Source organism: Bradyrhizobium sp. AUGA SZCCT0182, assembly GCF_018130185.1.
GTDB lineage: Bacteria > Pseudomonadota > Alphaproteobacteria > Rhizobiales > Xanthobacteraceae > Bradyrhizobium.
The window spans coordinates 116,344-139,576 of record NZ_JAFCLY010000001.1 but is presented as its reverse complement, the minus strand read 5'-3'; the positions used below and the strand labels follow the sequence as shown (position 1 = coordinate 139,576).

General features: G+C 62.5%; 22 protein-coding genes. 15 read left to right on the top strand and 7 right to left on the bottom strand.

What is annotated here, in order from left to right; translation table 11 throughout:
* The first annotated feature begins 148 nt into the window (after positions 1-148).
* The 3 genes from JQ611_RS00680 to JQ611_RS00670 all read left to right on the top strand — a co-directional run bounded on the left by JQ611_RS00680 (position 149) and on the right by JQ611_RS00670 (position 4,144).
* Positions 149-946 (top strand): transporter substrate-binding domain-containing protein, encoded by a 798-nt coding sequence (locus tag JQ611_RS00680; protein WP_212266880.1) that lies wholly within the window; start codon positions 149-151, stop codon positions 944-946.
* Positions 947-1,515: 569 nt separating this feature from the next.
* Entirely contained in the window at positions 1,516-2,328 is an 813-nt protein-coding gene (locus JQ611_RS00675) for a formate/nitrite transporter family protein (RefSeq protein WP_192740075.1), read from the top strand.
* Between the two features lie 76 nt (positions 2,329-2,404).
* Positions 2,405-4,144, top strand: coding sequence for a bifunctional protein-serine/threonine kinase/phosphatase (locus tag JQ611_RS00670; RefSeq protein ID WP_212464215.1), 1,740 nt, complete (start codon positions 2,405-2,407; stop codon positions 4,142-4,144).
* Positions 4,145-4,313: 169 nt separating this feature from the next.
* Here the strand turns inward: JQ611_RS00670 and JQ611_RS00665 are convergent, their stop codons facing one another.
* Positions 4,314-5,108, bottom strand: a complete 795-nt coding sequence (locus tag JQ611_RS00665; protein WP_212266876.1) for an extracellular solute-binding protein — start codon at positions 5,106-5,108, stop codon at positions 4,314-4,316.
* A gap of 214 nt (positions 5,109-5,322) precedes the next feature.
* Between JQ611_RS00665 and JQ611_RS00660 the strand changes: the two genes are divergently transcribed.
* The gene (locus JQ611_RS00660; protein ID WP_212266874.1) at positions 5,323-6,060 is read left to right on the top strand and encodes a cupin domain-containing protein; all 738 of its coding nucleotides are present in this window, start codon (positions 5,323-5,325) and stop codon (positions 6,058-6,060) included.
* A 214-nt stretch (positions 6,061-6,274) separates the two neighbouring features.
* Here the strand turns inward: JQ611_RS00660 and JQ611_RS00655 are convergent, their stop codons facing one another.
* Positions 6,275-7,567 (bottom strand): M20/M25/M40 family metallo-hydrolase, encoded by a 1,293-nt coding sequence (locus JQ611_RS00655; RefSeq protein WP_212266872.1) that lies wholly within the window; start codon positions 7,565-7,567, stop codon positions 6,275-6,277.
* A gap of 165 nt (positions 7,568-7,732) precedes the next feature.
* Between JQ611_RS00655 and JQ611_RS00650 the strand changes: the two genes are divergently transcribed.
* Entirely contained in the window at positions 7,733-8,110 is a 378-nt protein-coding gene (locus tag JQ611_RS00650; protein WP_212266869.1) for a nuclear transport factor 2 family protein, read from the top strand.
* Between the two features lie 251 nt (positions 8,111-8,361).
* A complete protein-coding gene (locus tag JQ611_RS00645) occupies positions 8,362-8,520 on the top strand; it encodes a hypothetical protein (RefSeq protein WP_192740070.1) in 159 nt (52 codons plus the stop codon).
* A gap of 239 nt (positions 8,521-8,759) precedes the next feature.
* Here JQ611_RS00645 and JQ611_RS00640 read toward each other — a convergent pair whose 3' ends face one another.
* Complete coding sequence (locus tag JQ611_RS00640) at positions 8,760-10,337, bottom strand: L,D-transpeptidase (protein WP_212464213.1); 1,578 nt, start codon at positions 10,335-10,337, stop codon at positions 8,760-8,762.
* Between the two features lie 467 nt (positions 10,338-10,804).
* Here JQ611_RS00640 and JQ611_RS00635 point away from each other — a divergent pair, with 467 nt between their 5' ends.
* The gene (locus JQ611_RS00635) at positions 10,805-11,755 is read left to right on the top strand and encodes a helix-turn-helix domain-containing protein (protein WP_212464211.1); all 951 of its coding nucleotides are present in this window, start codon (positions 10,805-10,807) and stop codon (positions 11,753-11,755) included.
* Between the two features lie 120 nt (positions 11,756-11,875).
* Here the strand turns inward: JQ611_RS00635 and JQ611_RS00630 are convergent, their stop codons facing one another.
* Entirely contained in the window at positions 11,876-13,099 is a 1,224-nt protein-coding gene (locus JQ611_RS00630; protein ID WP_212266986.1) for a polyhydroxyalkanoate depolymerase, read from the bottom strand.
* A 193-nt stretch (positions 13,100-13,292) separates the two neighbouring features.
* On the opposite strand from JQ611_RS00630, the gene JQ611_RS00625 reads away from it, so the two are divergent.
* A complete protein-coding gene (locus JQ611_RS00625) occupies positions 13,293-13,946 on the top strand; it encodes a glutathione S-transferase family protein (protein ID WP_212464209.1) in 654 nt (217 codons plus the stop codon).
* 90 nt (positions 13,947-14,036) lie between these two features.
* Entirely contained in the window at positions 14,037-14,354 is a 318-nt protein-coding gene (locus JQ611_RS00620; RefSeq protein ID WP_212464412.1) for a hypothetical protein, read from the top strand.
* A gap of 236 nt (positions 14,355-14,590) precedes the next feature.
* Here the strand turns inward: JQ611_RS00620 and JQ611_RS00615 are convergent, their stop codons facing one another.
* The gene (locus JQ611_RS00615) at positions 14,591-14,809 is read right to left on the bottom strand and encodes a hypothetical protein (RefSeq protein ID WP_212266854.1); all 219 of its coding nucleotides are present in this window, start codon (positions 14,807-14,809) and stop codon (positions 14,591-14,593) included.
* A gap of 183 nt (positions 14,810-14,992) precedes the next feature.
* Here JQ611_RS00615 and JQ611_RS00610 point away from each other — a divergent pair, with 183 nt between their 5' ends.
* The 6 genes from JQ611_RS00610 (at position 14,993) to JQ611_RS00585 (ending at position 21,488) form a co-directional block, all read left to right on the top strand.
* On the top strand, positions 14,993-15,343 hold the full coding sequence (locus tag JQ611_RS00610; protein ID WP_409411243.1) for a hypothetical protein: 351 nt from the start codon (positions 14,993-14,995) through the stop codon (positions 15,341-15,343).
* Positions 15,344-15,476: 133 nt separating this feature from the next.
* Positions 15,477-16,313, top strand: coding sequence for an AraC family transcriptional regulator (locus JQ611_RS00605; protein WP_212464207.1), 837 nt, complete (start codon positions 15,477-15,479; stop codon positions 16,311-16,313).
* 500 nt (positions 16,314-16,813) lie between these two features.
* A complete protein-coding gene (locus JQ611_RS00600) occupies positions 16,814-17,956 on the top strand; it encodes a hypothetical protein (RefSeq protein WP_212464206.1) in 1,143 nt (380 codons plus the stop codon).
* 200 nt (positions 17,957-18,156) lie between these two features.
* Positions 18,157-19,083 carry an SMP-30/gluconolactonase/LRE family protein gene (locus JQ611_RS00595; protein WP_212389831.1) on the top strand — a complete coding sequence of 309 codons (927 nt, stop codon included), beginning with the start codon at positions 18,157-18,159 and terminating at the stop codon, positions 19,081-19,083.
* Positions 19,084-19,235: 152 nt separating this feature from the next.
* The gene (locus tag JQ611_RS00590; RefSeq protein ID WP_212266843.1) at positions 19,236-19,829 is read left to right on the top strand and encodes a GNAT family N-acetyltransferase; all 594 of its coding nucleotides are present in this window, start codon (positions 19,236-19,238) and stop codon (positions 19,827-19,829) included.
* Positions 19,830-19,856: 27 nt separating this feature from the next.
* Positions 19,857-21,488: a GMC family oxidoreductase gene (locus JQ611_RS00585; protein WP_212464204.1), complete on the top strand. Its 1,632-nt coding sequence runs from the start codon at positions 19,857-19,859 to the stop codon at positions 21,486-21,488.
* Here the strand turns inward: JQ611_RS00585 and JQ611_RS00580 are convergent.
* Positions 21,485-22,471, bottom strand: coding sequence for a PDR/VanB family oxidoreductase (locus JQ611_RS00580; RefSeq protein WP_212464202.1), 987 nt, complete (start codon positions 22,469-22,471; stop codon positions 21,485-21,487). The genes JQ611_RS00585 and JQ611_RS00580 overlap by 4 nt on opposite strands.
* A 7-nt stretch (positions 22,472-22,478) precedes the next feature.
* The gene (locus JQ611_RS00575) at positions 22,479-23,231 is read right to left on the bottom strand and encodes a GntR family transcriptional regulator (protein ID WP_212389827.1); all 753 of its coding nucleotides are present in this window, start codon (positions 23,229-23,231) and stop codon (positions 22,479-22,481) included.
* Positions 23,232-23,233: the final 2 nt, after the last annotated feature.

Below are 23,233 nucleotides of genomic sequence, written 5' to 3'. Positions count from 1 at the left end.
GGCAGACGATAGTGGCCTGCAGATGGTCTGGATAGGGCTTTGCGTCATATGCGGCGTGCATGGCGGATCGCTGTACGCCCGATCTTCGCTGAGCTAAAAGCAAACTTTCCAGAATTGACCGGGCGAAGACCCGGCGTGGAGGAAAGCTATGTCCCATCAATTGCCGCGACTTGCCGGCCTCGTCCTTGGAGCCATGATGATAGCCATGCCGGCAAATGCCGATGCCCTGAAAGATGAAATCGCGCCGACCGGCAAGCTGCGGGTGGCGATTGCGATCAGCCCGGCGGGCGGCGCGTTCTGGTCGACCAAAACCGAATCCGGCTATGCTGGCGTCCCGGTCGATCTCGGCAAGGCGATGGCGGCGCAGCTCGGCGTTGCCGTCGAATATGTCGTGCACCAGAATTCCGGCCAGATCGTTGACGCCGCGTCGAAGGGCACCTGGGACGTCACCTTCCTGCCGAAGGATCCGGAACGCGAGGGAAAGATGTCGTTCGGGCCGATCTATGAGGTCGCGGACGCCACCTACATCGTCAAGCCCGGCTCGACGGTGACTGATTTCGCGACCCTCGATCAACCCGGCGTCAAGATCGCCGCCGTCAACAACACCACGACCATGCGCGGCGCGATCGTGCATCTGAAGAATGCCAAGATCACCGGCTACCAGACCTTTGACGAAATCGCCGGCCTGCTTGCGAAGGGCGAGATCGATGCCTTCGCGCTGTCGCGCGAAACGCTCAATGCCATGGCCAAAAAAATTCCGGGCACGCGCGTGCTCGACGAAACCTTCAAGCAGACGGTGACCGCGGTCGCGGTGCCGCTCAATCATCCGTTGTCGCACGCGTTTGCGGTCAAGTTCCTGACCGAGTCGATCTCGAACGGCACGCTGCGCAAGGCCTATGACAATAACGGCCTGAAGGACTCGCCGATCCGGACCCAGACGAAGTGAGCGGTTAGAGCGTTAGACCGCACACTGCTTCCACGATGGAGCTGGGCTTTCTCTCCCGCACTTGCGGGGGAGGGTTGGGGTGGGGGTGTCTCCGTGGTTTGCGATGTTAGCGTGAGGAGTCGAACCCTGCGCTACATCTGTGCAACTGCACAAATACAAGGCATGAGATCGATGCGCCTGGATGCGATCCGGGGCGATTAATCCTGTAAAATCACGGGGTTTTTGCCACTTCGGCGCCCGCCCCGTGTTGGCACATCGATTGCTTAATTAAATCTCAGTCAATGACGACTGCCGTCCTACGGATTGCCAAAGCCAGTGTTGGCCAAGGCGCAGGGATCAGGCGACCTCCATGAGGCGCCTGGAGCAGTCATCGGGACCACTCCACAAACATCTCTGTCTCAGATCAAGCGTGAGCGTGTGACCCGCGGCGCCGAGCAGAAGCGTTTTGCTTCTGCTGATGGTGTTGGTTGCGGTACGCGCGCGCGAGGACGGCTCGCCACACCTCACATCGGCGCGGGCCATATGGATGCCGGCGCTGGTTAGATTTTTGCGAAACAGGGGGAACTGCAATGGCTTATCTCGTGCCTTCGGAATTCGTGACCAAGATGGTCGATGCCGGAGAATCCAAGATCTTCATGTCGACGCGCGACACCATCATCCGCGCCTATATGGCCGGCGCGATCCTCGCGCTCGCGGCCGCCTTTGCGGTCAGCATCAACGTGCAGACCGGCGTACCGATCGTCGGTGCGGCGCTGTTTCCGGTCGGCTTCTGCATGCTCTATCTGTTCGGCTTCGACCTCCTGACCGGCGTGTTCGTGCTGTGTCCGCTGGCGCTGATCGACAAGCGTCCGGGCGTGACGCTGGCCGGTGTGCTGCGCAACTGGGGCCTGGTGTTCGTCGGCAATTTCGGCGGCGCGTTCACGGTCGCCGTGATGATGTCGATCGTCTTCACCTTCGGCTTCTCGACGCCGCCGGACAAGGTCGGTCAGGTGATCGGCACCATCGGCGAAAGCCGCACCGTCGGTTACGCCTCGCACGGCGCGTCCGGCATGCTGACGCTGTTCATCCGCGGCATGCTCTGCAACTGGATGGTTTCGGCCGGTGTCGTCGGCGCGATGATCTCGACGACGGTCAGTGGCAAGGTGATCGCGATGTGGATGCCGATCATGCTGTTCTTCTACATGACCTTCGAGCATTCGATCGTGAACATGTTCCTGTTCCCGTCGGGCCTCTTGATGGGCGGCCACTTCACCGTCTGGGATTACCTGATCTGGAACGAGATTCCGACCGTGGTAGGCAACCTCGTCGGCGGCCTCGCCTTCACCGGCCTGACGCTGTACGCCACCCACGTCAAGACGGCGCCGAAGCGCGCCGTGGGTTGACCGCATCGGCCATTCGGGGTCTCAACTCCAGGGATTATTCCAAGGGTTGAGACCCCCATTTCCTTTGACGGGACAGATGCCGCGTGAACTGAAAATATCGGTCGGGCAATATTCTGACAAAGGTCGCAAGGAGACCAATCAGGATTTTCACGGCGTCCTGATTCCGGCCGAGCCGCTATTGAGCCTCAAGGGCATCGCCATCGTGCTGGCGGACGGCATCTCGAGCAGCAATGTCAGCCGGATCGCAGCCGAGTCCGCCGTCAAGGGTTTTCTGACCGACTATTACTGCACCTCGGAATCCTGGTCGGTGCGAACTTCTGCCCAGCGCGTGCTGGAAGCGACCAATTCCTGGCTGCACTCGCAAACGCGAAGAAGCCAGTATTCCTACGACCGGGACCGCGGCTACGTCTGCACGCTGAGCGCCATCGTCCTCAAGTCGACCACGGCGCATCTGTTTCACGTCGGCGACAGCCGGATCTATCGCATGTCCGGCAACTCGCTGGAGCAGCTGACCAACGACCATCGCGTCATCATTTCGTCGGAACAGTCCTATCTCGGCCGCGCGCTCGGGGTGAATCCGCAGATCGAAATCGACTATCTGATGTCCCGGGTCGAGAAGGGCGACACCTTCGTGCTGGTGACCGACGGCATCTACGAACAGGTCAGCGATCGCCATATCGCCAGAACGGTCCGGGATAACGCCGCCGATCTCGACCAGGCGGCAAAAGCCGTAGCCGAACTCGCCTTTGAACTCGGCAGCAAGGACAATCTCACCATTCAGATCGTGCGCGTCGATGAGCTGCCCGAAAGCGCCGCCAGCGAGGTGTTCGGGCAGCCGAGAGAACTGCCGCTGCCGCCGCTATTGGAAGCGCGGCAGGTTTTCGATGGATACCGCATCGTCAGGGAATTGCACGGCAGCAGCCGCAGCCACATTTACCTTGCGGTCGACATCGAGAGCGAGGACGTCGTCACTCTCAAGATTCCGTCGATCGACCTGCGCGACGATCCTGAATATCTGAAGCGGTTCATGATGGAAGAATGGGTGGCGCGGCGGATCGACAGCCCGCATGTGCTGAAGCCGTGTTTGCCGTCACGCAAGCGCAACTTCCTCTATGTCGCGACCGAATACATCGACGGCCAGACGCTGACGCAATGGATGATCGACAATCCCCGGCCGACGCTGGAAACGGTGCGCGGCATCGTCGAGCAGATCGCCAAGGGCCTGCGCGCGTTCCACCGCAAGGAGATGCTGCATCAGGACCTGCGGCCCGACAACATCATGATCGACAAGACCGGAACGGTGAAGATCATCGATTTCGGCTCGACCAAGATCACCGGCGTCATCGAGGCCGCTCCATCCGGCAACCGCAACGACATCCTCGGCACCGCGCAATACACCGCGCCGGAATATCTTCTGGGCGAGCCGGTCTCGTCGCGCTCCGACCTGTTCTCGCTCGGGGTCATCACCTATCACATGCTGACGGGAAAGCTGCCCTATGGCGCCGCAGCGGCGAAAGCCCGAACCCGCTCGCAGTTCAGCAGGCTGATCTACAGCCCGGCCTCGCACCGCGACCGCGAAGTGCCGGTATGGGTCGACGGCACGCTGGAGCGCGCGGTGCATCCGAATCCTTACAAGCGATACGACAGCCTGTCGGAATTCCTGCATGATTTGCGTCATCCCAACGCCAATTATCTCAGCAATTCGTCAACACCGCTGATCGAGCGCAACCCGCTGCTGTTCTGGAAGAGCACCACGGTCGTGCTGGCGCTGGCGATCATCGTGCTGCTGGCGATGCAGCACGGCATGCACCGGTGACGCGGGACTTCACCTCTCCCGCTTGCGGGGTCGAGACGAGCGAAGCTCGCTCTTAGGTCGCTGCGCTCGAAGAGCGCGGCGGGTGAAGACTCTCTCCCCACGAAGAGTGCGACTCGCGGCAACTCCCCCCAACCCTCCCCGCAAGCGGGAGAGGGAGCGCTAGCATCACCTAATTCGTCGCCCCCACGATCGGGTCCATCCCGCTCTTGACGATCTCCGGCCGCGCCGCGGGCGAGGCGAGGAATTTGATCAGCGCCTTGGCGGCGTCGGGCTCCTTGGAGACGCTGGCGATCGCGGCGGAGAACACCGTGATCTTCTGTAGTTCGTCGGGCAGGGGACCGACGATGTCGATGCCTTCGACCGGCCGCAGCTCGCTGATCTGCTGGAAGCCGATCTCGGCGTTGCCGTGCGCGACGATTTCGCCGACCGGGGTCGCGGGAATTTTTCGCGCCTTGTCCTTCATGGCGTCCTTGATGCCGAGCTTGTCGAACATCTCGGTCGAGACATAGACGCCGCTGGCGCTGTCGGAATAGGCGATGGTCTTCGCGGCCAGCAGCGCGCGCTTGACCGCGTCCGCGTTGCTGATGTCCGGCTTCGGGGCGCCTGCCTTCACCGCAACCCCGATCGGCGATTTGACCAGGTCGATCTTGCTTTCCGCAATCGCCTTGCCCTGCCTGGCGAGATCGTCGATCGCATAGCCGACCATGATCAGGACGTCGGCGGCCTCGCCGCGCTCCAGCCGCACCGGGATAGCATTCGCCGTCGTGCCCATCGACGGACCGTAGGCGGTCAGCACCTTGTGGCCGGTGGCACGCTCGAACTCAGGGACCAGCGCCTTATAGGCGGCGGACAATCCGCCGGAGATCATGACGCGGACCTCGGCGGCGGAGGCTGAGCCTGAAAACGCGAAGGCGGCAACGAAGCCGAGTGCGAGTGCGCGGAAAACAGTTGAATTCAGCCGCATGGTTATTCCTCCCGGGGCGCTTCTTGAGCGGACGTCCTTGTGACGATGTTACTGCGCATAAGGCCGAGCGGCTATCCCAAATGAAGCCCTCGCCACCTGCATGCGACACCCTCACTGGTTGCATGTTACACCTAAGGTCTAGTTCCACGGGCCTGCTTGCTTCGGCACAAATAGTACTGACGACTACGAAAACCAAAACAGGCGGAGGACACAGATGAGCAGGCTCTCGTGGCGCTGGTGGACACGAAACAAGGACAAATCCGTAAGCGAGAGGACGCCCCCGTCCGAAGAATTTGCAGGCGGAGATCGGCGCCAGTTGCTGCAGGCGCTTTCCGCGATCGCCGGCAGCGGCGCGCTGGCCGTGATCTCGCAACCTGCCGAAGCCAAGGATTCCAGCGACCTGCCACCGCCCAAGCGGGCGCTGACCGGCCGCGATGAGGCCGGCAAGTCGGTGTTCAAGTCCTTTGACGTCACGTCCAAGGTCGTGGAGATCGATAGCAATCCGGGGCTGACATTCTACGAGCTATACATGACCGAAGGTGTGCCGCAGCTCACCGGCCGGGAGCCGGACCCGATGCTCAAGGGCACAATAGGGTTTCCCGGCCCGGGCGGCACGATGTTCCGCCTGATCTCGTATCCGCCGAGGCGGCCCGAAGGCTACAAGCCGCCGGCCGGCGTCACGTTCGAAAGCGGGCTGAAGGAATTGTCCGACAAGCTCCCCGGCATGGGTGACGTTTTCGACCGCAGCGCGCCGGGCATGCACACGTCCGATACCATCGATTACGGCGTCGTGGTCCGCGGCGAGATGACGCTCGAACTGGACGACGGCCAGAAGGTCCATCTGCGCCAGGGCGATTGCATCGTGCAGAACGGCACCCGCCATCGCTGGCGCAACCCGTTGCCGGAGCCCTGTCTGATGGCCTTCATCTCGATCGGCGGCAAGCGCGGTTAGGACTTGCGCCGTTAGGACGCGATAGCCTTCGCAGATCAGGACACCGTATTTGCCCGGAATCCACAATAGAACGGTTCTGCGCTATCAAGTTGCCAAGCAGGATTTCATACTTAAAAATTTTAGCGAGGCCGCTGACATCACTCAGCGGCCTTTTTATTTTTGGAACTCGTGACAACGAGGCCGATTCCAGCGGCGCAGCCACCGCTGAACCGTCTCATTTCACCTTGTCCTGCGACACATCCATGATCATGCGCGCCGACAGATAAAGCCGCGGCACGATGGTCTCCAGCTTGACGTATTCGGCGTCGTTGGAATGGGCGCCAAAGCCGCTGAGACCAAAGCCCTCGATGACGGGAGCCTTGGTCTTCAGCGCGGCGAAGGCGGCGTCGGTGCCGCCGCCGGAGGCGACGTCGATCACCTTCAAGGGCAACCCGAGTTCCTCGTAGATGGCGGTGCCGTGGGCGGCCAGGCGGCGCGAGGCGGGCGTGGCTTCCAGCGGCGGGCGGCGCATCTCGAACCGGAGCTGCACCTTGGCATCGGGGATCCGCTGGGTCTTGATGCGTTGCTGCAGCGTGGCCTCCAGCTCGGCGAAATCGGACACTTTCAGCGCCCTTGCGTCGCCTTGCGCGGTGGCCTGCGCCGGGATCACGTTGCGATTGGTGCCGGACTGCGAGACCGTCCAGTTCAGGGACAGGCCCTGTTCGCGCCGCGACAGGTCGCTCAATTGCAGCATCTGGTGCGACAGCTCGTATAGCGCGTTGACGCCCTTTTCCGGCGCCGCACCGGCGTGCGAGGCCTTGCCGTCCACCGTCAGGTATGCCGCGCCGATGCCGCTGGTGGCCAGGCGCAAATTGCCATCCATTCCGCCGCCCTCATAGGAGAACACCGCATCGTGCTCGCCCGCCATGCGGGTGATGGTGCTGCGCGAGCCCGGTGAGCTGATCTCCTCATCGCCGTTGATCAGCACGGTGAGCATGCCGTAATCCGTAAACTTCAGTTTTTGCAGCATCGCCACCGCGTGCAGGATCAGCGCGATGCCCTGCTTGTCGTCGCCGACGGCGAGGCCATAGGCGCGGTCGCCGTCGATGCGGAAGGGTTGGTCCTTCAGCATGCCTTTCAGGTAGACGGTGTCCATGTGGGCAATCAGCATGATCTTCCTGGTTCCCGTCCCCTTGAACTCCGCATGCACCATGGAACCCGGCTTCGGCGGCGTGTCGTCCATCCGGTAGATTTCGGTCGGCTCGATGATCTCGACCTTGCCGCCGAGCCTGGTCAGGCGTTCGGCGATCAACGCCGCCAGCTGCGCCAGGCCCTCGGAATCCTTGCTGCCGGACTCGATGTTGACGAGGTCGCGCAGCGTGTCGAGCAGCGGGGCCTTTTCCTGCTGCGCCAGCTCGTGAATGCTGGCCACCGGGGCGGCCCGTGCGGGCAGGGGCGACAAGGCCAGGGTGCAGGCGGCGATACAGGCCAGCGGGAAACGCAGAGGGAACCGGGCGGGACGCGACATGGCGAGCCTTTCGAATGATCTGACGATATTGATAGTTCGTGGGATGGGTAGAGCCACCCTACGGTCCTTGCTTCAAACATTCGAGCGAGGTGTTCTGGAGTTTACAGCTAAATGAATGCGAGGGTTTCGGAAAATAATAGCCGGAAGCGCAAGCGGGAGATTGCGATGGATGATCGAACCGTGCGGGCGAGGCTGGAGCGCCATTGGGATGCTTCGGACGCGAGCGATTTCGAGGCCGAACATGAAATCTACCGCGAGGATGCTGTGCTTGATTATCCGCAGTCGGGCGAGCGGATCCGGGGCCGGCGCAACATTCAGGAGAGCCGAACCGTCCAGCCAAACAAGAAACATTTTGCGGTGCGGCGAATGATCGGCAGCAGCGATCTCTGGATCACTGAATTCGTGCTTACCTATGACGGCATACCATCTTACGCCGTGAGCATCATGGAGTTCCGCGAAGGACTGGTGGCCCACGAAACGCAATATTTCGCCGATCGTTTTGACCCTGCAGCCTCGCGTGCGCATCTTGTTGAGCGAGTCTAGCGCGGCTGAGCCAACGGGTCGCGCGAATGCGCGCCCGATGACAGGCTCCACGATTTCAGGGTTTTCGCTGTGACATCATCCCGTATGGCACTTCGCTTGTACGGGCTACTTGCTGAGGCGCTCACACCTGCGCGCCCCCATGCGCGTGCCTGGGGTCTCCGCAGTCACACGGGCGAAAATCGCTGGCCGCGTCTCATTGCCATACATACTGTACGAGGGCTGCCAAACATGGCGGCGTGGAAGGGGTTCAAATGAACGCCATGATGCAAAAGATCAAAGAGCACACCTGCGCTGCCTGCAATGGAACGGGATTCCCTGCGGTGAAGCAGCCCGTGCTGGCAACTCGCAAGATCTATCCGGCGAAGTGCGAGGCCTGTGCCGGCAAGGGAAGAATTACGGACGCCGACTGAACTCAGCGAGCGTATCCCGGATGAGCCAAACGGGTCGTGCAAATGCGCGCCCGATGACAGGCTCCGCGACATCCGGGTTTTCGCGGTGACGTGATCCCGTTTGGCGCGTCGTTTAAGGCTACTTGCTGAGACCGAGGCCCTCGCGGGGCGGGTTGAGCCGCTCCGCTGATCGGACATCGAGAGGCAGATTAAATCGACGCGAATGAACCTGAGCGTCCCTGCGCCCAGCGTGCCTTGCCCTACCACCAGTTCGTGCCCGGCTGCCAGTACTGTTGGCCGCCGCGCCGGCGCGTATTGGCGGGTTGGGGCGGCTGGGGTTCCCAGCTGCGCTGGAAAAACGGGTTGAAGCCGTCGCCCTGGACGGGGTCGCTCGAAGCGTAGACATCGACCGAGGGCGTCGGCTTGCGCGTGATGAAGCCGCCTTGCGGCTGCGTGCTCAGCACCGCGACGAACTCGGTGCGATAGTTGGTCTCGACGCTCAGCGGCTCGTCCGAGATGATGATCGAGGATCGCGGTATGGCGGTCGGCGCGATGCGATCGAGCACCTCCTGCGGGATGGTGATGCGGTCGAGCGCGGCCTTGGCGTCGTCGGCGCCGTCGATGGTGACCGCGGTCCAGCGCAGGCCCGAACCGGTTTGCGCCACCGCCGTGAAGACATGCGTACCGATCGGCCTGTCGGAATTGCGGATCGTGACCGGAACCTCGATGGTCGCATCGAACACAATGCCGCCGCCGTCAGGCGCCGGCTTATGCGTCGGGCGGCGCACGTACAGCTTTTGCGTCGCGCGGCTGATGTAGATCGAGACCGGCTCGAGCGCGAGCTTGGCCTCGCTCGCCGCCTTGGCGGTGTCGGCCTTCCTGGTCTGGGCCGTCTTGGCCGCTTCCTTGGCCGCGGCGGCGGCGTCGAGCTTCGATTTCGAGTCGGCCTTGGCGGTGTCGAGCTGGGTCCCCAGGTCCGCGGCCTTGGCGGCGGCCTTTTGCTTGAGGTCCTCGGCCCGCGCCTTGACCTCGTCGGTCTTGGCGGCGGCGACCGCCTTCTCGGCGGAGGCAAGCTCGCCGTCGGCGCGGGTCTTCAGGCTCTGCAGCTTGCGCAGCGACGCCGTCAGCGACGCGGTCTCGCGCGTCGCCGTCGCGATGGCTTTCTTCGCCTCGTCGGCTGCCTTGGCAGCCTCGGCCGCCTCGCGGGGCAGCGCTTCGGCCTTGGCCGGCGCGGCCGCGATGGCTTCGCGGTTCGGCGAGAAAAGCGCCGGATGGGAGAATTCCATTGGCTCGGCGTCGTTGGGTGAGATGATCACCCGCATCCCGATCCGCGTCTTGTCGAACATCTTGTCGGCAAAGCCGAACGGCATCCGCACGCAGCCGTGCGAGGCCGCATAGCCGGGCAGCGGCCCACCATGAAGCGCGATGCCGTTCCAGGTGATGCGCTGCATGTTCGGCATCTCGGCATCGTCATACATGTTCGAGCGGTGTTCCCTGTTCTTCTCGAGGATGGCGAAGATGCCGGCGGGCGTCTCGCGTCCCTTGGTGCCGGTCGACACCGGCGCGCGCAGAATCCAGCCGTCGGCGTCGTAGAAAGTGACCTGCTGGCTCTTGATCGACACGATCGCCATGAGCGGCTCGCCGGCATCGCGCGGCGCCGTCGCCTCGGTGGCGGGCTTCGGGCGCGCTTGTTTCGGCGCGGCGTCGGCGGCCAGTCCCGTCAAGGCCGTCAGTGCGGCCACCGCCGCGAATGTCACAATGGCAGGAACACCCCGGGCAGGAACACCCCGACGCCGCATCGCCACGGAGTATCGCGCCGTCGCCAATCGAATTACCATTCCTTGCCCCGGTTCAAATGTCTGTCCGCGCGTGCGTCGATCAGATGTCAGATTCATGAATTTTGGATCAACCAATCGCCACCACTATCCACGCCGCGAATTCGGCCAGTTCCGGGGGCGATTCACTTTTATACGACAGCCTGCGCAGGAGAAAGAGCGGCCCGCGGCTCGGATTGTAACGATCTGGATACATCGGTGCGACAAAACAACCCGGACGGGCGGATCATCAACAGTCTCTCGCCGGAAATTCGGCCTGACCACGTCCGGTCCCGAGGTGGATAAGGATCCCGTCATGGAGTCCAGGTTCCGAAATTGACTCGAAGCGGACCGTGGAATCCACGATACCTTGAAATCGCAGCGTAAACGGTCCTGTCATCGGCCGCGCTGGACGGCCCCTCGCTGATCTACGATAATGCGGGACGGCGCGGCAATGATGCTGATCCCGCGTTACCCATGGGTAGACGCATATGACACAGAGCGGTTTTCACGGTCAGGCGTTCAAGGACCTGCTGCACCTTCAGGATACACCGTCATCGCTGATCACGCGGTCTATGCGCGGTGTCGAGGTCACAGCCACCGAAACGCGGGATGACAATCCCGTGCCGGGCCTTTGCGGCGCCATCGCACCTGAGGATGCCTATCTCGTTAGCTTGAAACTTCGCGATTATCCCGACTGCGAATACTGGGAGCATGGCAAGTGCGTGGCCAAGCCCAATATCCGGGCAGGCACGACATATCTGTACGACATGAAGTGCGATCCGCGCTTTGTGATCGAAAAGCCGTTCCACTCCGTTCATTTCTATGTTCCGGCTTTGGCGCTCAACGGCGTCGCGGAGCGGTTCGGCGCGCGGCGTGTCGGCCAGCTCGACTGCCAGTTCGGCAACGGCTTTGACGACGCCGCCGTGCATCACATCGGCGCAGCGCTCCTGCAGGGATTGCGCCGGCCATCCGAAGCGAACCAGCTTTTCGTCGATCACATGATGCTGGCGCTCACAGCGCATGTCGCTCGGGCGTATGGCGGGCTTCGCAACGCCGAGCCCGTGTATCGTGGCCTTGCTCCGTGGCAGATGAAGCGTGCCTGCGAAAGACTCCAGTCTGATCTCAGTGGCAAATTCACGCTGCAGGAGATCGCGGCTGAATTGGGCCTGTCGGTCAGCCATTTTTCTCGAGCGTTTCGGGCGTCCGTCGGCCTGCCGCCACACCAGTGGCTCCTTCGCCAGCGCGTTGACACCGCCAAGCAATTGATGACCGTCCGTGGCCTCTCGCTTGCGGAGATCGCAATATCCGCCGGGTTTGCCAATCAAAGCCACTTTACGCGGGTATTTTCGGCCCTGGTCGGCGTCAGCCCGGCCGCGTGGCGCCGCGAAGCACAAGGTGCGGCGGAAAGCCCTGCGCTCTCCGATCTTGAGGGCGGATGATTTTGAAAACTTCGGGCGCATCGCGCCGCGAAAATGCCGACGCGCGCCCTCACGCCGTTTGAGAATCAGAATCCCACCTCACGTCGTCCCTGCGACGACGCGAAGCGAAAGCGTCCCGCCTCACGAATTCACATGAACAAAATCCCGCAACAGCGGATAGATCTCGTTGTTCCAGCGTTTTCCGGAGAACACGCCGTAATGGCCGACGCCGGCCTGCATGTGATGGACGCGGCGATAGGCGCGCACGCCGGTGCAGAGGTCTTGGGCGGCCAGTGTCTGGCCGATCGAACAGATGTCGTCCTTTTCGCCTTCGACCGTCATCAGGCCCATGCGCTTGATCGCGGCCGGGTTCACCGGCTTGCCACGATGCATCAGCTTGCCCAGCGGCAGCAGATGCTCCTGAAACACGTCGCGTACGGTCTCGATGTAAAATTCCGCCGGCAGGTCCATCACGGCGAAATATTCGTCGTAGAAAGTCTTGATGACTTCCGCCTTCTCCTTCTCGCCCTTGGCCAGATGCTGGGCAAGATCGATGTGTTGCTTGATGTGACGCTCGAGGTTCATCGAGACGAACGCCGTGAGCTGCACGAAGCCCGGATAGACCTGGCGGAACGCGCCCTTGCATTGAACGGGCACGTAGTTGATCAAATTCTCCTCGAACCATTTGATCGGTTTGCTCTTGGCGAAATCATTGACCTTGGTCGGCTGGATGCGGGTGTCGATCGGCCCCGCCATCAGCGTCAGCGTCGCAGGCCGCGCGGGGTGATTTTGCTCCGACATCACGGCCGCCGCCGCCAGCGCCGAAACCGAGGGCTGGCAGATCGCCACCATGTGCGAGCGCGGGCCCATCTTGTCGAGGAAGGTGATGAGGTGGTCGGTATAATCCTCGAGGCCGAAGCGGCCGGCATTGAGCGGGATCTCGCGCGGATTATGCCAGTCGGTGATGTAGACGTCGTGGTCCTGCAGCAAGGTCTTCACGGTGCCGCGCAGCAGCGTCGCGAAATGGCCGGACATCGGCGCCACCAAAAGCAGTTTGGGTTGCTCCGGCGCATGCTCCTTCTTGAACCGCAGCAGCGATCCGAACGGCGTGGCAAAGGTGACTTCCTCGGTCACCTCCAATTCCTGATTGCCGACCATGACCTTGTCGATGCCGTAGGCCGGGCGGGTGTAGGTCAGCGAGGTGCGCGAGATCAGTTCGAGCGCCGCCGCCAGCCGCCCGAACGCCTTGTCGGACACGCCTTGCGGCACGAGGTTGAGATATTTCAGCGCCGCTCCGGCCCCGGTCCGCCACGGCGCCGTGAGGTCCATATGGTTCTGATAAGCTTGGTACATCAATGACATCATACGCATCCGCCCTTGCCCGATGATGCCATGCAATATCGAAGCCAAAGCAGAGCGAACCGCCCGAAAAACTGGCACGTGGCTTGCTGCGGAACGTGACCGGCGCACGTGACCGGCGTAAGCTATCGGCGGCGCCGCGCTGGCGCGGCCGTCCACTTAGCCTTGCGGTAGACGTTCAGGCGTGAGGGAAGGCCCTATGGCGAATACGACACTAACCATCAGCAGCAAGAACTATTCGTCCTGGTCGCTGCGCGGCTGGCTGCTCGCGAAGTTCTCAGGGCTCCCCTTCGAAGAGGTCGTGACCGCACCCGACGATGCGTCGGCGCGGGCCGAAATCCTGCTGCTGTCGTCATCGATCCTGGTGCCGTGCCTGCGGCACGAGGGCGCCACCGTCTGGGACACGCTGGCGATCGGCGAATACCTCAACGAGGTGATGCCGGACGCCGGCCTGTTGCCGGCGGACCGCGTGCTGCGGGCGCACTGCCGATCGATCTGTGGTGAAATCCATTCCGGCTTCACCACGCTGCGGGCCTCACTGCCGGTCAATCTCAAGGGCCATTTCCCGAACTTCAAGATCTGGTCGCGCGCACAGTCCGATATCGACCGGGTCTGCACCATCTGGCGCGAGTGCCTGGCCCAATCCGGCGGGCCGTTCCTGTTCGGCGAGCGCACCATGGCGGACGCGATGTACGCGCCGGTCGTGACCCGCTTCATGACCTATGACGTCAAGCTCGACCCGAAGCTTGCAGCCTACGCAAAAACCATCATGGCGATGCCCGAGATGGTCGAGTGGATCGAAGCCGCCAAGGCCGAGCCCGCCGACATCGAGGAGCTCGAGGTCGAATATTAGGCAGTGCACCCGGCGCTGTGCCCGTTTGACGGGCTTTCAGCGGTGACCGTCGTAATCGCTGCAGTGCAACGCGATTGGCGCGGATTTCGCATGGCAGCATGCAGCTGTGAACGCGACGATGCGGCGCTGCCGAAAATCTGGGACGCCTTGCGTGGTCGCGATCTCGCGAAGAACCGTGGAGGCTTCGATGAATCACACCGCAATCGCGCGCAACTACTTCCTCTATCGCGACCTCGGCATTTCGCCGCCGACACCTTGGAAGTGACCGCGATGTCATCCCCCGAGGAATTAACCTTTGTCGTCGGCCGGTGGTTGCGGCCAATCGTGGCGGTGCTGCATGTGGTGCGCCGCCTGACGTTCCAGCCGATATCTAGCCGTGAACAGGGGAGTACAGCCGCCAAGCAGTGATTCGGGCGCGATTCGTTCTGTCCGCGTTCCGAAACTTAAAGACCGCTCCGGATGACGCGCGATATCGTCGCATTCTGGAACAATGCGCCGCGCGTCCGGCTGGCCTGCAGCCGCCCAGAGCGTTTTCCAGCGAAGTGGACACCGGTTCGCGTGAAGAAAACGCGTTAAAGCAAGAATCTAGAGCCCCGTTCCGATTCCATCGGAACGGAAAAGGCTTTAGCCCCGGAAAATGCCCGTCAAACCTGACTGCTCACCCGTGGCAGCCGCCAGCCGACCACGGTCGCCTCGACCGCGCCGCCGGTCCGCTCATTGCGCCATTGACCTTCAATCCAACGGCAGGCGAATGGCAATTGATACGTGCCGCTGTGATCCTCGCACAGCACCTCCACCGGCCGGTCCGGCGGCGGTTCCCCGTTGCCATCGAACTGTGCCAGCCGCTTCTCGCGCGTTGCCATATGTTCAATCTCCACTGCCGGGCGTGCAAACCTTACGTTTGGGTTCCCCGGCGATAGTCCATCCACACCAATAAAGGGGAAGCTCACCGCCTGAATGCGGTATCAGTGTGGTATCGCTGCAGCCAGCGGCCTGATACGAGCAAATCAATGTGATTGACCGAATGAAGTTTGAGTGAGGGTTGGATGATTACCCGGATTGCAAGAACCGCTGTCGCCGTTGCAGCGCTGCTGATGCCTTGCGCAAGCTACGCGCAGGATGTTCCCGGCATCGAAATCTGCACGGTCGAAAAAACCATGGAGCGGCGCACCTCTTGCCTGCAGAGCAATGTCGACTTCCTGCAAAAGACCATCAACAAGATCACGCAGGACAATCAGCAGAAGCTTGACGCCGCCAACCGGCAGATCGAGGCGCTGAAGGGAACGGTGATCGCGCTGCAGAAGTTCGTGGACGATCTGCAGAAGAAGACGGCGGAGGAATTGAAAAAGAAAGCCGACGCGCCGGCGGCCAAGGATGCGACGCCTGCGGCGAAATAATTGCCGCCGTTGCGGGATAATGCTCGGCCTCGGTAATCAGCTGCGCAATTGCGGCTGCGAGAGCAACGCCGGTCAAATGCGGCGCGCGGTAAGCGTTTATGGTTGCGGCCGTTTCGAATGAAAGCTGTCGCCGATGAATCCGGCCCAGAAGGCGCTCTGGTATATCGAAAGCCATCTCGCCGCACCGTTGACCCTCGACGAGATATCGGCGGTCGCCGGCGTCTCGCGCTTCCATCTGGTGCGGGCGTTTGCCGCCGCGACCGGATATTCGGTCATGCGCTATGTACGTGCGCGTCGTCTCTCTAACGCGGCGCGTGCGCTTGCGGCCGGCGCGCCTGACATTCTCAGCCTCGCGCTGGATGCGGATTACAGCTCTCACGAAGCCTTCACCCGCGCGTTCCGCGACCATTTCGGCATCACGCCCGAGATGGTTCGATCAGGAACGTGCCTTGATGGCCTCAAGCTTCAGGAGCCCATCGTCATGATTTCAACCGCGCTCGATCATCTCAAGCCCCCGCGTTTCGAGACCGGCAAGGCCTTGCTCGTTGCCGGCATCGGCGAACGCTGCACCCACGAAAACGAAGGCGCGTTCATCCCAAGCCTGTGGCAGCGCTTCCATCAGACCATCGGCAACGTCCCCAGCCGGATCGGCAAGGTCGCCTACGGCGTCTGCTGCAACGCCGACGATGCCGGCAATTTCGACTATGTCGCCGCCGTCGAAGTGACCGATTTCTCCGACCTGCCGCGCGAATTCCAGCGGGTGCGGATTCCCGAACAGAAATACGCCGTGTTTACCCACGCCGAGCACATCTCGACCATCCGCCGTACCGTCAACACGATCTGGAATCACTGGCTGCCGGCGTCCGGCATGAAGGCCGCCGACGCGCCGAACTTCGAGCGCTATGACGAGACGTTCGATCCCGCGACCGGCAATGGCGGGCTCGAGATATGGATACCGGTGAGGGAGTAGGACGGCTCGTGGAATGAGTTGGCGGAAGCGAAATCCATCACCTTCGGGGCGAGCGCCGGAGCGCGGAGCCGACGCGCCGGGCATGAGCTCTCTCCGGGATGAGTAGACCGCATGACCAAAGCAGCGCGTGGCGGCAGATCAGTCTCGCGGCATCCAGCTGCGCGTTTCCTGGCAAGGCTTGCTGACAATTTACGCAAGGCAACTCTCGCCAATTCTCCCTGGAGTTGCGAAGTTGGCGATGAGGGGCAAGGCAGCGTCAAGCGGCGGGCTCTCTAACGTCCTGTACGCCTTGAATTTTTTTCAATCGCCCGGTCCCAAAAAATGCCTTGGGAATCGGCGCGATGCTCCGTGCTCGAACTGGCCCGGAATTCGCATTGCAGCATGAGCCCGTCAGCGTCGACCGGCGACTCCAAGCGCTCTGCCAAAGCTGAGCAGCGCATTTGAACAGGCAAATTTGAACAGGGCTGGGTCGCGCTGAAGTTCAGGGATTGGAGGACGCCTTGAATATACATGCCGCGGTTGATCTCAAATGGCCTGGCCTTACTCGTCCGGACGGCGATGCCCTCCGCCTGAATAAAACGAACTTCGTGGCTATCGATCGCGATCGGGATGCCTTGCACGAGCCGACCTATCGCCCGCAAGCCCTCTATAATCGCGCGAACGAAGGTTTCCATGCGAACAACGAAACCTTCCTCCTCCACGAAGTTTCGACAAATCTGCCGATCTACCGCTCCGATACGGGCCCCACCGATTTCCATCTTCACCTTCCACCCGGCGGTTACCAACTCGTGCTGGTCACGTCTGGCGTGTTCACCTTCGATTACGATGGCCGATTTTATTACGTCGGTCCCGGTGCGGTGATGCTGCAGAGCGCGATCGTGCATCGCCAGCTCTTTTACACGTGGTCGGGATTGTCCACCGAAGAAAACCTGAAAACGCCGCAGACGGTGGTGCCGGATCCGATGTCGATGGGCTATTCCGGCAAATTTCTTGAAGCCTTCATCACCGATCCCACGACCTTCCCCAACCCGACGGTGGTGGATCATGATCACATCAACGAAGAGGAAACGCCGCGCGTAGCCTGGAGCCATCCGCTGCATGACCGTCCTGCCGATGCCCGTTTCTGGCTGCAGGATCCGCTGGAACTGGAAGCACTCTACAAGCCGCTGCCGGCAGGCTCGCCGATCAAATCCGCCGGGCCTGTTTACGTGCGCGATATCGGGATCGAGATTCCGAGCGGTCGCCTTACAACTGGACATATCATCGCGACCGACCCGCGTGGCCAGTCGCTGTTGCCGAAGAGCACCTCCGCAGCAGCGGAAACCGCCTTTCTTGGGAAAGGTGAGGTTGTCATCTATCGCGTCATTCGCGGCACAGCCCAATTCACGAATAGCGCGGGGGAGAATTTTGAACTTGCGACCGGCGATACGGTCACGGCGGGCAAGAACACGATCGATCTGGTGGGCTTAAGCGAAAATACCCAGATCCTCCGACTGGGCTTGCTGAAAGGCATGGAAAATCTTCGCAGCTGGACGCCGACGCAGCGCGACGAAATTGACGGCCTGGCAGGTCAAATCATTACGCGGAAGGACGTTCGTCCGCTGCGTAACGAAGGCAAGCCGGTCGGATATTTGTACGAGTGAACTGAAAAGGCGCATACGCCTTTTTGCTGTACTGTATCCGTTCGCTGGTGGCGCGGCCGGGGAGCGCGGCATACCTGTTGCGCAGGTCGTCGGGTTGGCAAGCGTGATCTGCTTTGCCATAACATCACGCAACGAAATGTTGCGCGTGCGGGGTCGAGCCAAAAATCCGCCTGCAGCCAAAAGCAAGCCGGGAGGATTTCATGGCCAATATCCGCGTTCTCGCCACCGATCTGGAGTTTCCGGAAGGCCCGGTGGTCATGCCGGACGGATCGGTCGTGCTGGTCGAAATCCGCGGCCGGCGGCTGACACGGATCTGGCCGGACGGGCGCAAGGAGGTGGTCGCGGAAGTCCCCGGTGGCCCCAATGGCGCGGCGCTTGGCCCCGACGGAAAAATGTACTTCTGCAACAATGGCGGCTTTAGCTGGATTCCGACGGGCAAGGTGATCATGCCGGGTCCGCAGCCCGATGATTATCTCGGTGGCTCGATCCAGCGCGTCGACCTCTCGAACGGCAAGGTCGAGACGGTGGTCGACAAATGCGGCGAGTATCCGCTGCGGGGTCCCAACGACCTCGTTTTCGACAAGCACGGTGGCCTGTGGTTCTCCGAACTCGGCAAGCGCCGGGCTCGCGACATGGATGTCGGCGGCGTCTACTACGTCAAGCCCGGCATGAAGGAGATCGTCGAAATCGTGCACGGTGTGCTGCCGGCCAACGGCATCGGGCTGTCGCCAGACGAAAACACCGTCTACATCGCCGAAACTCCGACCGCGCGGCTATGGGCCTACGAACTTTCCGCGCCCGGCATGTTGAAGCCGCGTGAGCCGATCTATCGCGGTGAACGCGGCAAGCCGATCACGGGCCTCGGCGGCTATCAGATGTTCGACTCGCTTGCGGTCGAAGCCTCAGGCAATGTCTGCGTGGCGACGCTGATCTCGGGCTGCATCTCGGTGATCGCGCCCGACGGCACGCTGGTCGAGCAGGTGCCGACCGGCGACCGCATGACCACCAATATCGCCTTCGGCGGGCCCGACCTGAAGACTGCCTACATCACGCTGTCAACCAAGGGCGAACTGGTGGCGATGGACTGGCCGCGCCCCGGCCTGCCGCTGAATTTCTTGAATAAGTGACGATCGCGCAAAACGCGATCGTCATCCCGGGGCGATGCGAAGCATCGAACCCGGGATCTCGAGATTCCGGGTCTGGTCCTTCGGGCCATCCCGGAATGACGATCTCTGAAATTGCGCTTACACTCCTCGCAACGACGACTTCGGAGTTTTGAATGCCCTGGCTTGAACCGGTTACCCTTCGCGGCGCCTACGCGCGGCTCGAACCGCTGTCGCACGATCAACGCGACGGCCTCACCGAAGCGGTGCGCGACGGCGAGCTGTGGAATCTCTGGTACACCTTCGTGCCGGCGCCGGAAGACATGACCAAGGAGATCGATCGCCGGCTCGGCTTGCAGGCATCAGGCTCGATGCTGCCGTTCACGGTGTTCGATGCCGATGGCAAGATCGCGGGCATGACGACCTACATGAATGTCGATGCCGCCAACCGGCGCGTCGAGATCGGCTCCACCTGGTACGCCAAGCGCGTGCAGCGCAGCGCCGTCAATACGCAGTGCAAATTGCTGTTGCTGACGCACGCGTTTGAGCAGCTCGATTGCATTGCGGTGGAGTTCCGCACCCACTTCTTCAACCAGCAGAGCCGCCGCGGCATCGAACGCCTGGGTGCCAAGCAGGATGGCATCCTGCGCAACCATGTGATCGCGCCGAACGGCACGTTGCGCGATACCGTGGTCTTCAGCATTATCGCCAGCGAGTGGCCGACGGTGAAGGCGCATCTCAATTATCAACTCAACGATAGACTGCGGTAGTTTTAGCCCGCGGCAGAAAAAAGTGTGATGGAAACGTTCGATTATGTGATCATTGGCGCGGGCTCCGCAGGCAGCGTGCTCGCCAATCGCCTCAGCGAAGATGCGGGCACCCGCGTCTGCGTGCTCGAAGCAGGGGGCAAGGACTGGCATCCTTACATCCATCTGCCGGCCGGCTTCATCAAGACGTTCCATATGAAGAGCATCAACTGGGCGTATCAGCAGGAGCCCGGCCCCTGGACCGGCGGCCGCAGCATCTACGCGCCGCGCGGCAAGACGCTCGGTGGTTCGTCGTCGATCAACGGCCATATCTATAACCGCGGCCAGCGCCAGGATTTCGATACCTGGGCGCAGCTCGGCAATCGCAGCTGGGGCTATCCGGACATACTGCCCTATTTCAGGCGGCTGGAGCGGCGCGTCGGCGAGGGCGATGAAACCTATCGCGGGCGCGACGGCAACCTGACCGTCACCACAATGGACTGGCGGGATCCGCTCTGCGAGGCGTTCATGGCGGGCGCGATGAGCCTCGGCATTCCGCGCAACCCCGATTACAACGGCGCGATCCAGGAAGGCGTTTCCTACGCCCAGCGCACCATTCAGAACGGCCTGCGCGTCAGCGCCGCGACCGCGTTCCTGCATCCGGCGGTGAAGCGTGGGAATGTCGATGTGCGGACCCATGCGCACGTCACCAACATCATCTTCGAGGGCAAGCGCGCGGTCGGCGTTCGCTACCTGAAAGGCGGCAAGGGCGGCGTTGCCACCGAAGTGCGCGCCAATAAGGAAGTCATCCTGTCCGGCGGCACCTACAATTCACCGCAGGTGCTGCAATTGTCCGGCGTCGGCTCGCCGGAGCTGTTGCAGTCGCACGGCATCGAGGTGCGTCACGCGCTATCAGGCGTCGGCGAAGGCTTGCAGGATCATTACGCGCCGCGCTCGGTCGCACGCGTCAAGAACATCAGGACCATCAATGAACTTCGGCGGGGATTGAGTCTCTGGGTCGAGGCGCTGAAGTGGGCGACGACGCGGCGCGGGCTGCTGTCGCTGTCGCCGACCATGGTCTATTGCTTCTGGCATTCCGGCGAGACCACCGAAAGCTCCGACCTGCAGCTGACGTTCACGCCCGCAAGCTACAAGGAGGGCGTGCAGGGCCAGCTCGAAGACGAGCCCGGCATGACCATCGCCTCATGGCAGCAACGCCCGGAAAGCCGCGGCTATGTCCGCATCCGCTCGGCCGATCCGTTTGCGCCGCCGATCATCCAGACCAATTATCTGGTCGAGGAGCTCGATCGCCGCGTCGTCGTCGCCGGCATGAAGCTGGCGCGCCGGCTGCTCGCCTCCGCGCCGCTGTCGCAATATTACGCCTATGAGGATTTCCCCGGACCGAAAGTGCAAAGCGACGACGAGTTTCTCGCCGCTGCCACCGAGCGCGGCACCACCACGTTCCACCCCGGCTGCACCTGCCGGATGGGACCGGCGGATACCAAATGGGCTGTCGTCGACGACCAGCTGCGCGTGCACGGGCTGCAGGGCCTGCGCGTGGTCGATGCCTCGATCATGCCGCGGATGATCTCCGCCAATCTCAACGCCTCGACCATGATGATCGCCGACAAGGCCTCCGACATGATCCGTGGCAAGGTCGCGCCGGAGGCGGCGCGGGTCTAGCCGCGCAGAGGTGGCTCAGGCCGGTACAGCGTGTCGATCGTGACCACGCCCACGGCGCGTGACACGCAGGGGCAGATCTTGCGGTTGTCACGCTTCTGCTGGTCGCTGAAGAACACGTCGCGGTGGTCGATCTCGCCGTCGACCGCGATGACATCGACCGCGCAGACGCCGCATTCGCCGCGCTGGCAGTCCGAGATCACCTCGAAGCCGGCGTCGTTGAGCACGTCGAGCATCGAGCTGTTGGGCGAGACCACAAGCTCGGCGCCGGTGTCCTTCAGGCGGACGCGGAATTCCGCCGTCGGCAGCAGGCCGCTGGAGCCGAATGTCTCGTAGCGCAGATCGGCGGGAGACCGCCCGGCCTCGTTCCAGGCACGCCGCGCCGCTTCCAGCATCCGCATCGGCCCGCACATGATGGCAATCGCATCCGATGGCAGTGCGCGGAAGGTGGAATCGAGATCGATCCGTGCGCCTTCGTCGCTGGCGTGGACGACCAGGCGGTCACCGAGCACGGAGGATAATTCGTCGAGATAGGCGGCGTCGCCGCGCGACTTCACCGCGTAGTGCAGGCGCAGGTCGATATCCCGGCGGTGCAGGGCGCTGGCGATGCCGGTGATAGGGGTGATGCCAATGCCACCAGCGATCAGGCAATAATTCTGCCTGTTCCAGTCGATATCGAGCAGCGATGTCGGATTGGAGATTTCGATCCGCGCGCCCGGCTTGAGGCTCCACATCGCGTGCGAGCCGCCGCGGCTTTCCGGCGCCAGCCGCACCGCAATGCGATAGCTGTGTGGATCGCGATCGCCGACCAGCGAATAGGACCGCCGTGCGGGCTGTCCGTCGATCAGCACCGCGACGTTGAGATGGCTGCCGGCCGGGTAGGGCGCCACGCCGCCGTCAGGGCGCAGGCGGAATTCGCGGATCATGGGCGCAACGTCGCGGATATCCTCGACCGTGCACCAGCTCCATTGTTCGGCAAAGCGCATGACTAACCTATACGGCCGGGGATTGAAGCAGAGCGAGCGCGGGCAGCAAATCGAGATGCGTGCGATTGCGCAGCGCCAGCCGCAGATTGCGTGCGGCGAGCCGCGAATGCTCGCGCATGATGGCTTCGGCGCGCCCGCCCTCGCGGTTCTCGATCGCGTCCACCACGATGCGGTGATGGTCCTGGCCGATCAGCAGGATCTGGTGCGCTTCCGGCAGCGCCGACTGCGCCATCACGAAGCCGCTCGGCGACGCGAACGGCAATGCCGAGACGCGGTCGATCTGCCGGATCAGCGGCGGGCTGGCGGATAGTTCAGTGAGCAGCGCGTGAAAGCGCGCGTTCATGGTGACATAGGCGGAAAAGGCTTCGACCGAGACCGGATCCTGGCGAACCAGCTGATCGAGGTCGGCGAGGCACTCCTTCAGCGGTTCAAGGCTGCGCGCGCTGGCGCCGCGTTCGGCGGCGAAGCGGGCGGCGAGGCCTTCCAGCGTGCCGCGCAGCTCGATTGAATCGAGAATGTCGCGCTCGGTGAACGCCTTCACCATGAAGCCGCCGGAGGGGATCGCCTGCAGCAGGCCTTCGTCTTCGAGCCGGACCAGCGCCAGCCGCACCGGCGTCCGCGACACGCTGGTGATCTCGACCGCCTGCAATTCGCTGATGCGCTCGCCCGGCCGCAATCGGCCGGACAGGATCATGTCGCGCAGTGCGAGCTGGGCCCGCACCGTCTGCGAGATCGAGCGTTCGGAATCGCGTTCGCTCATGG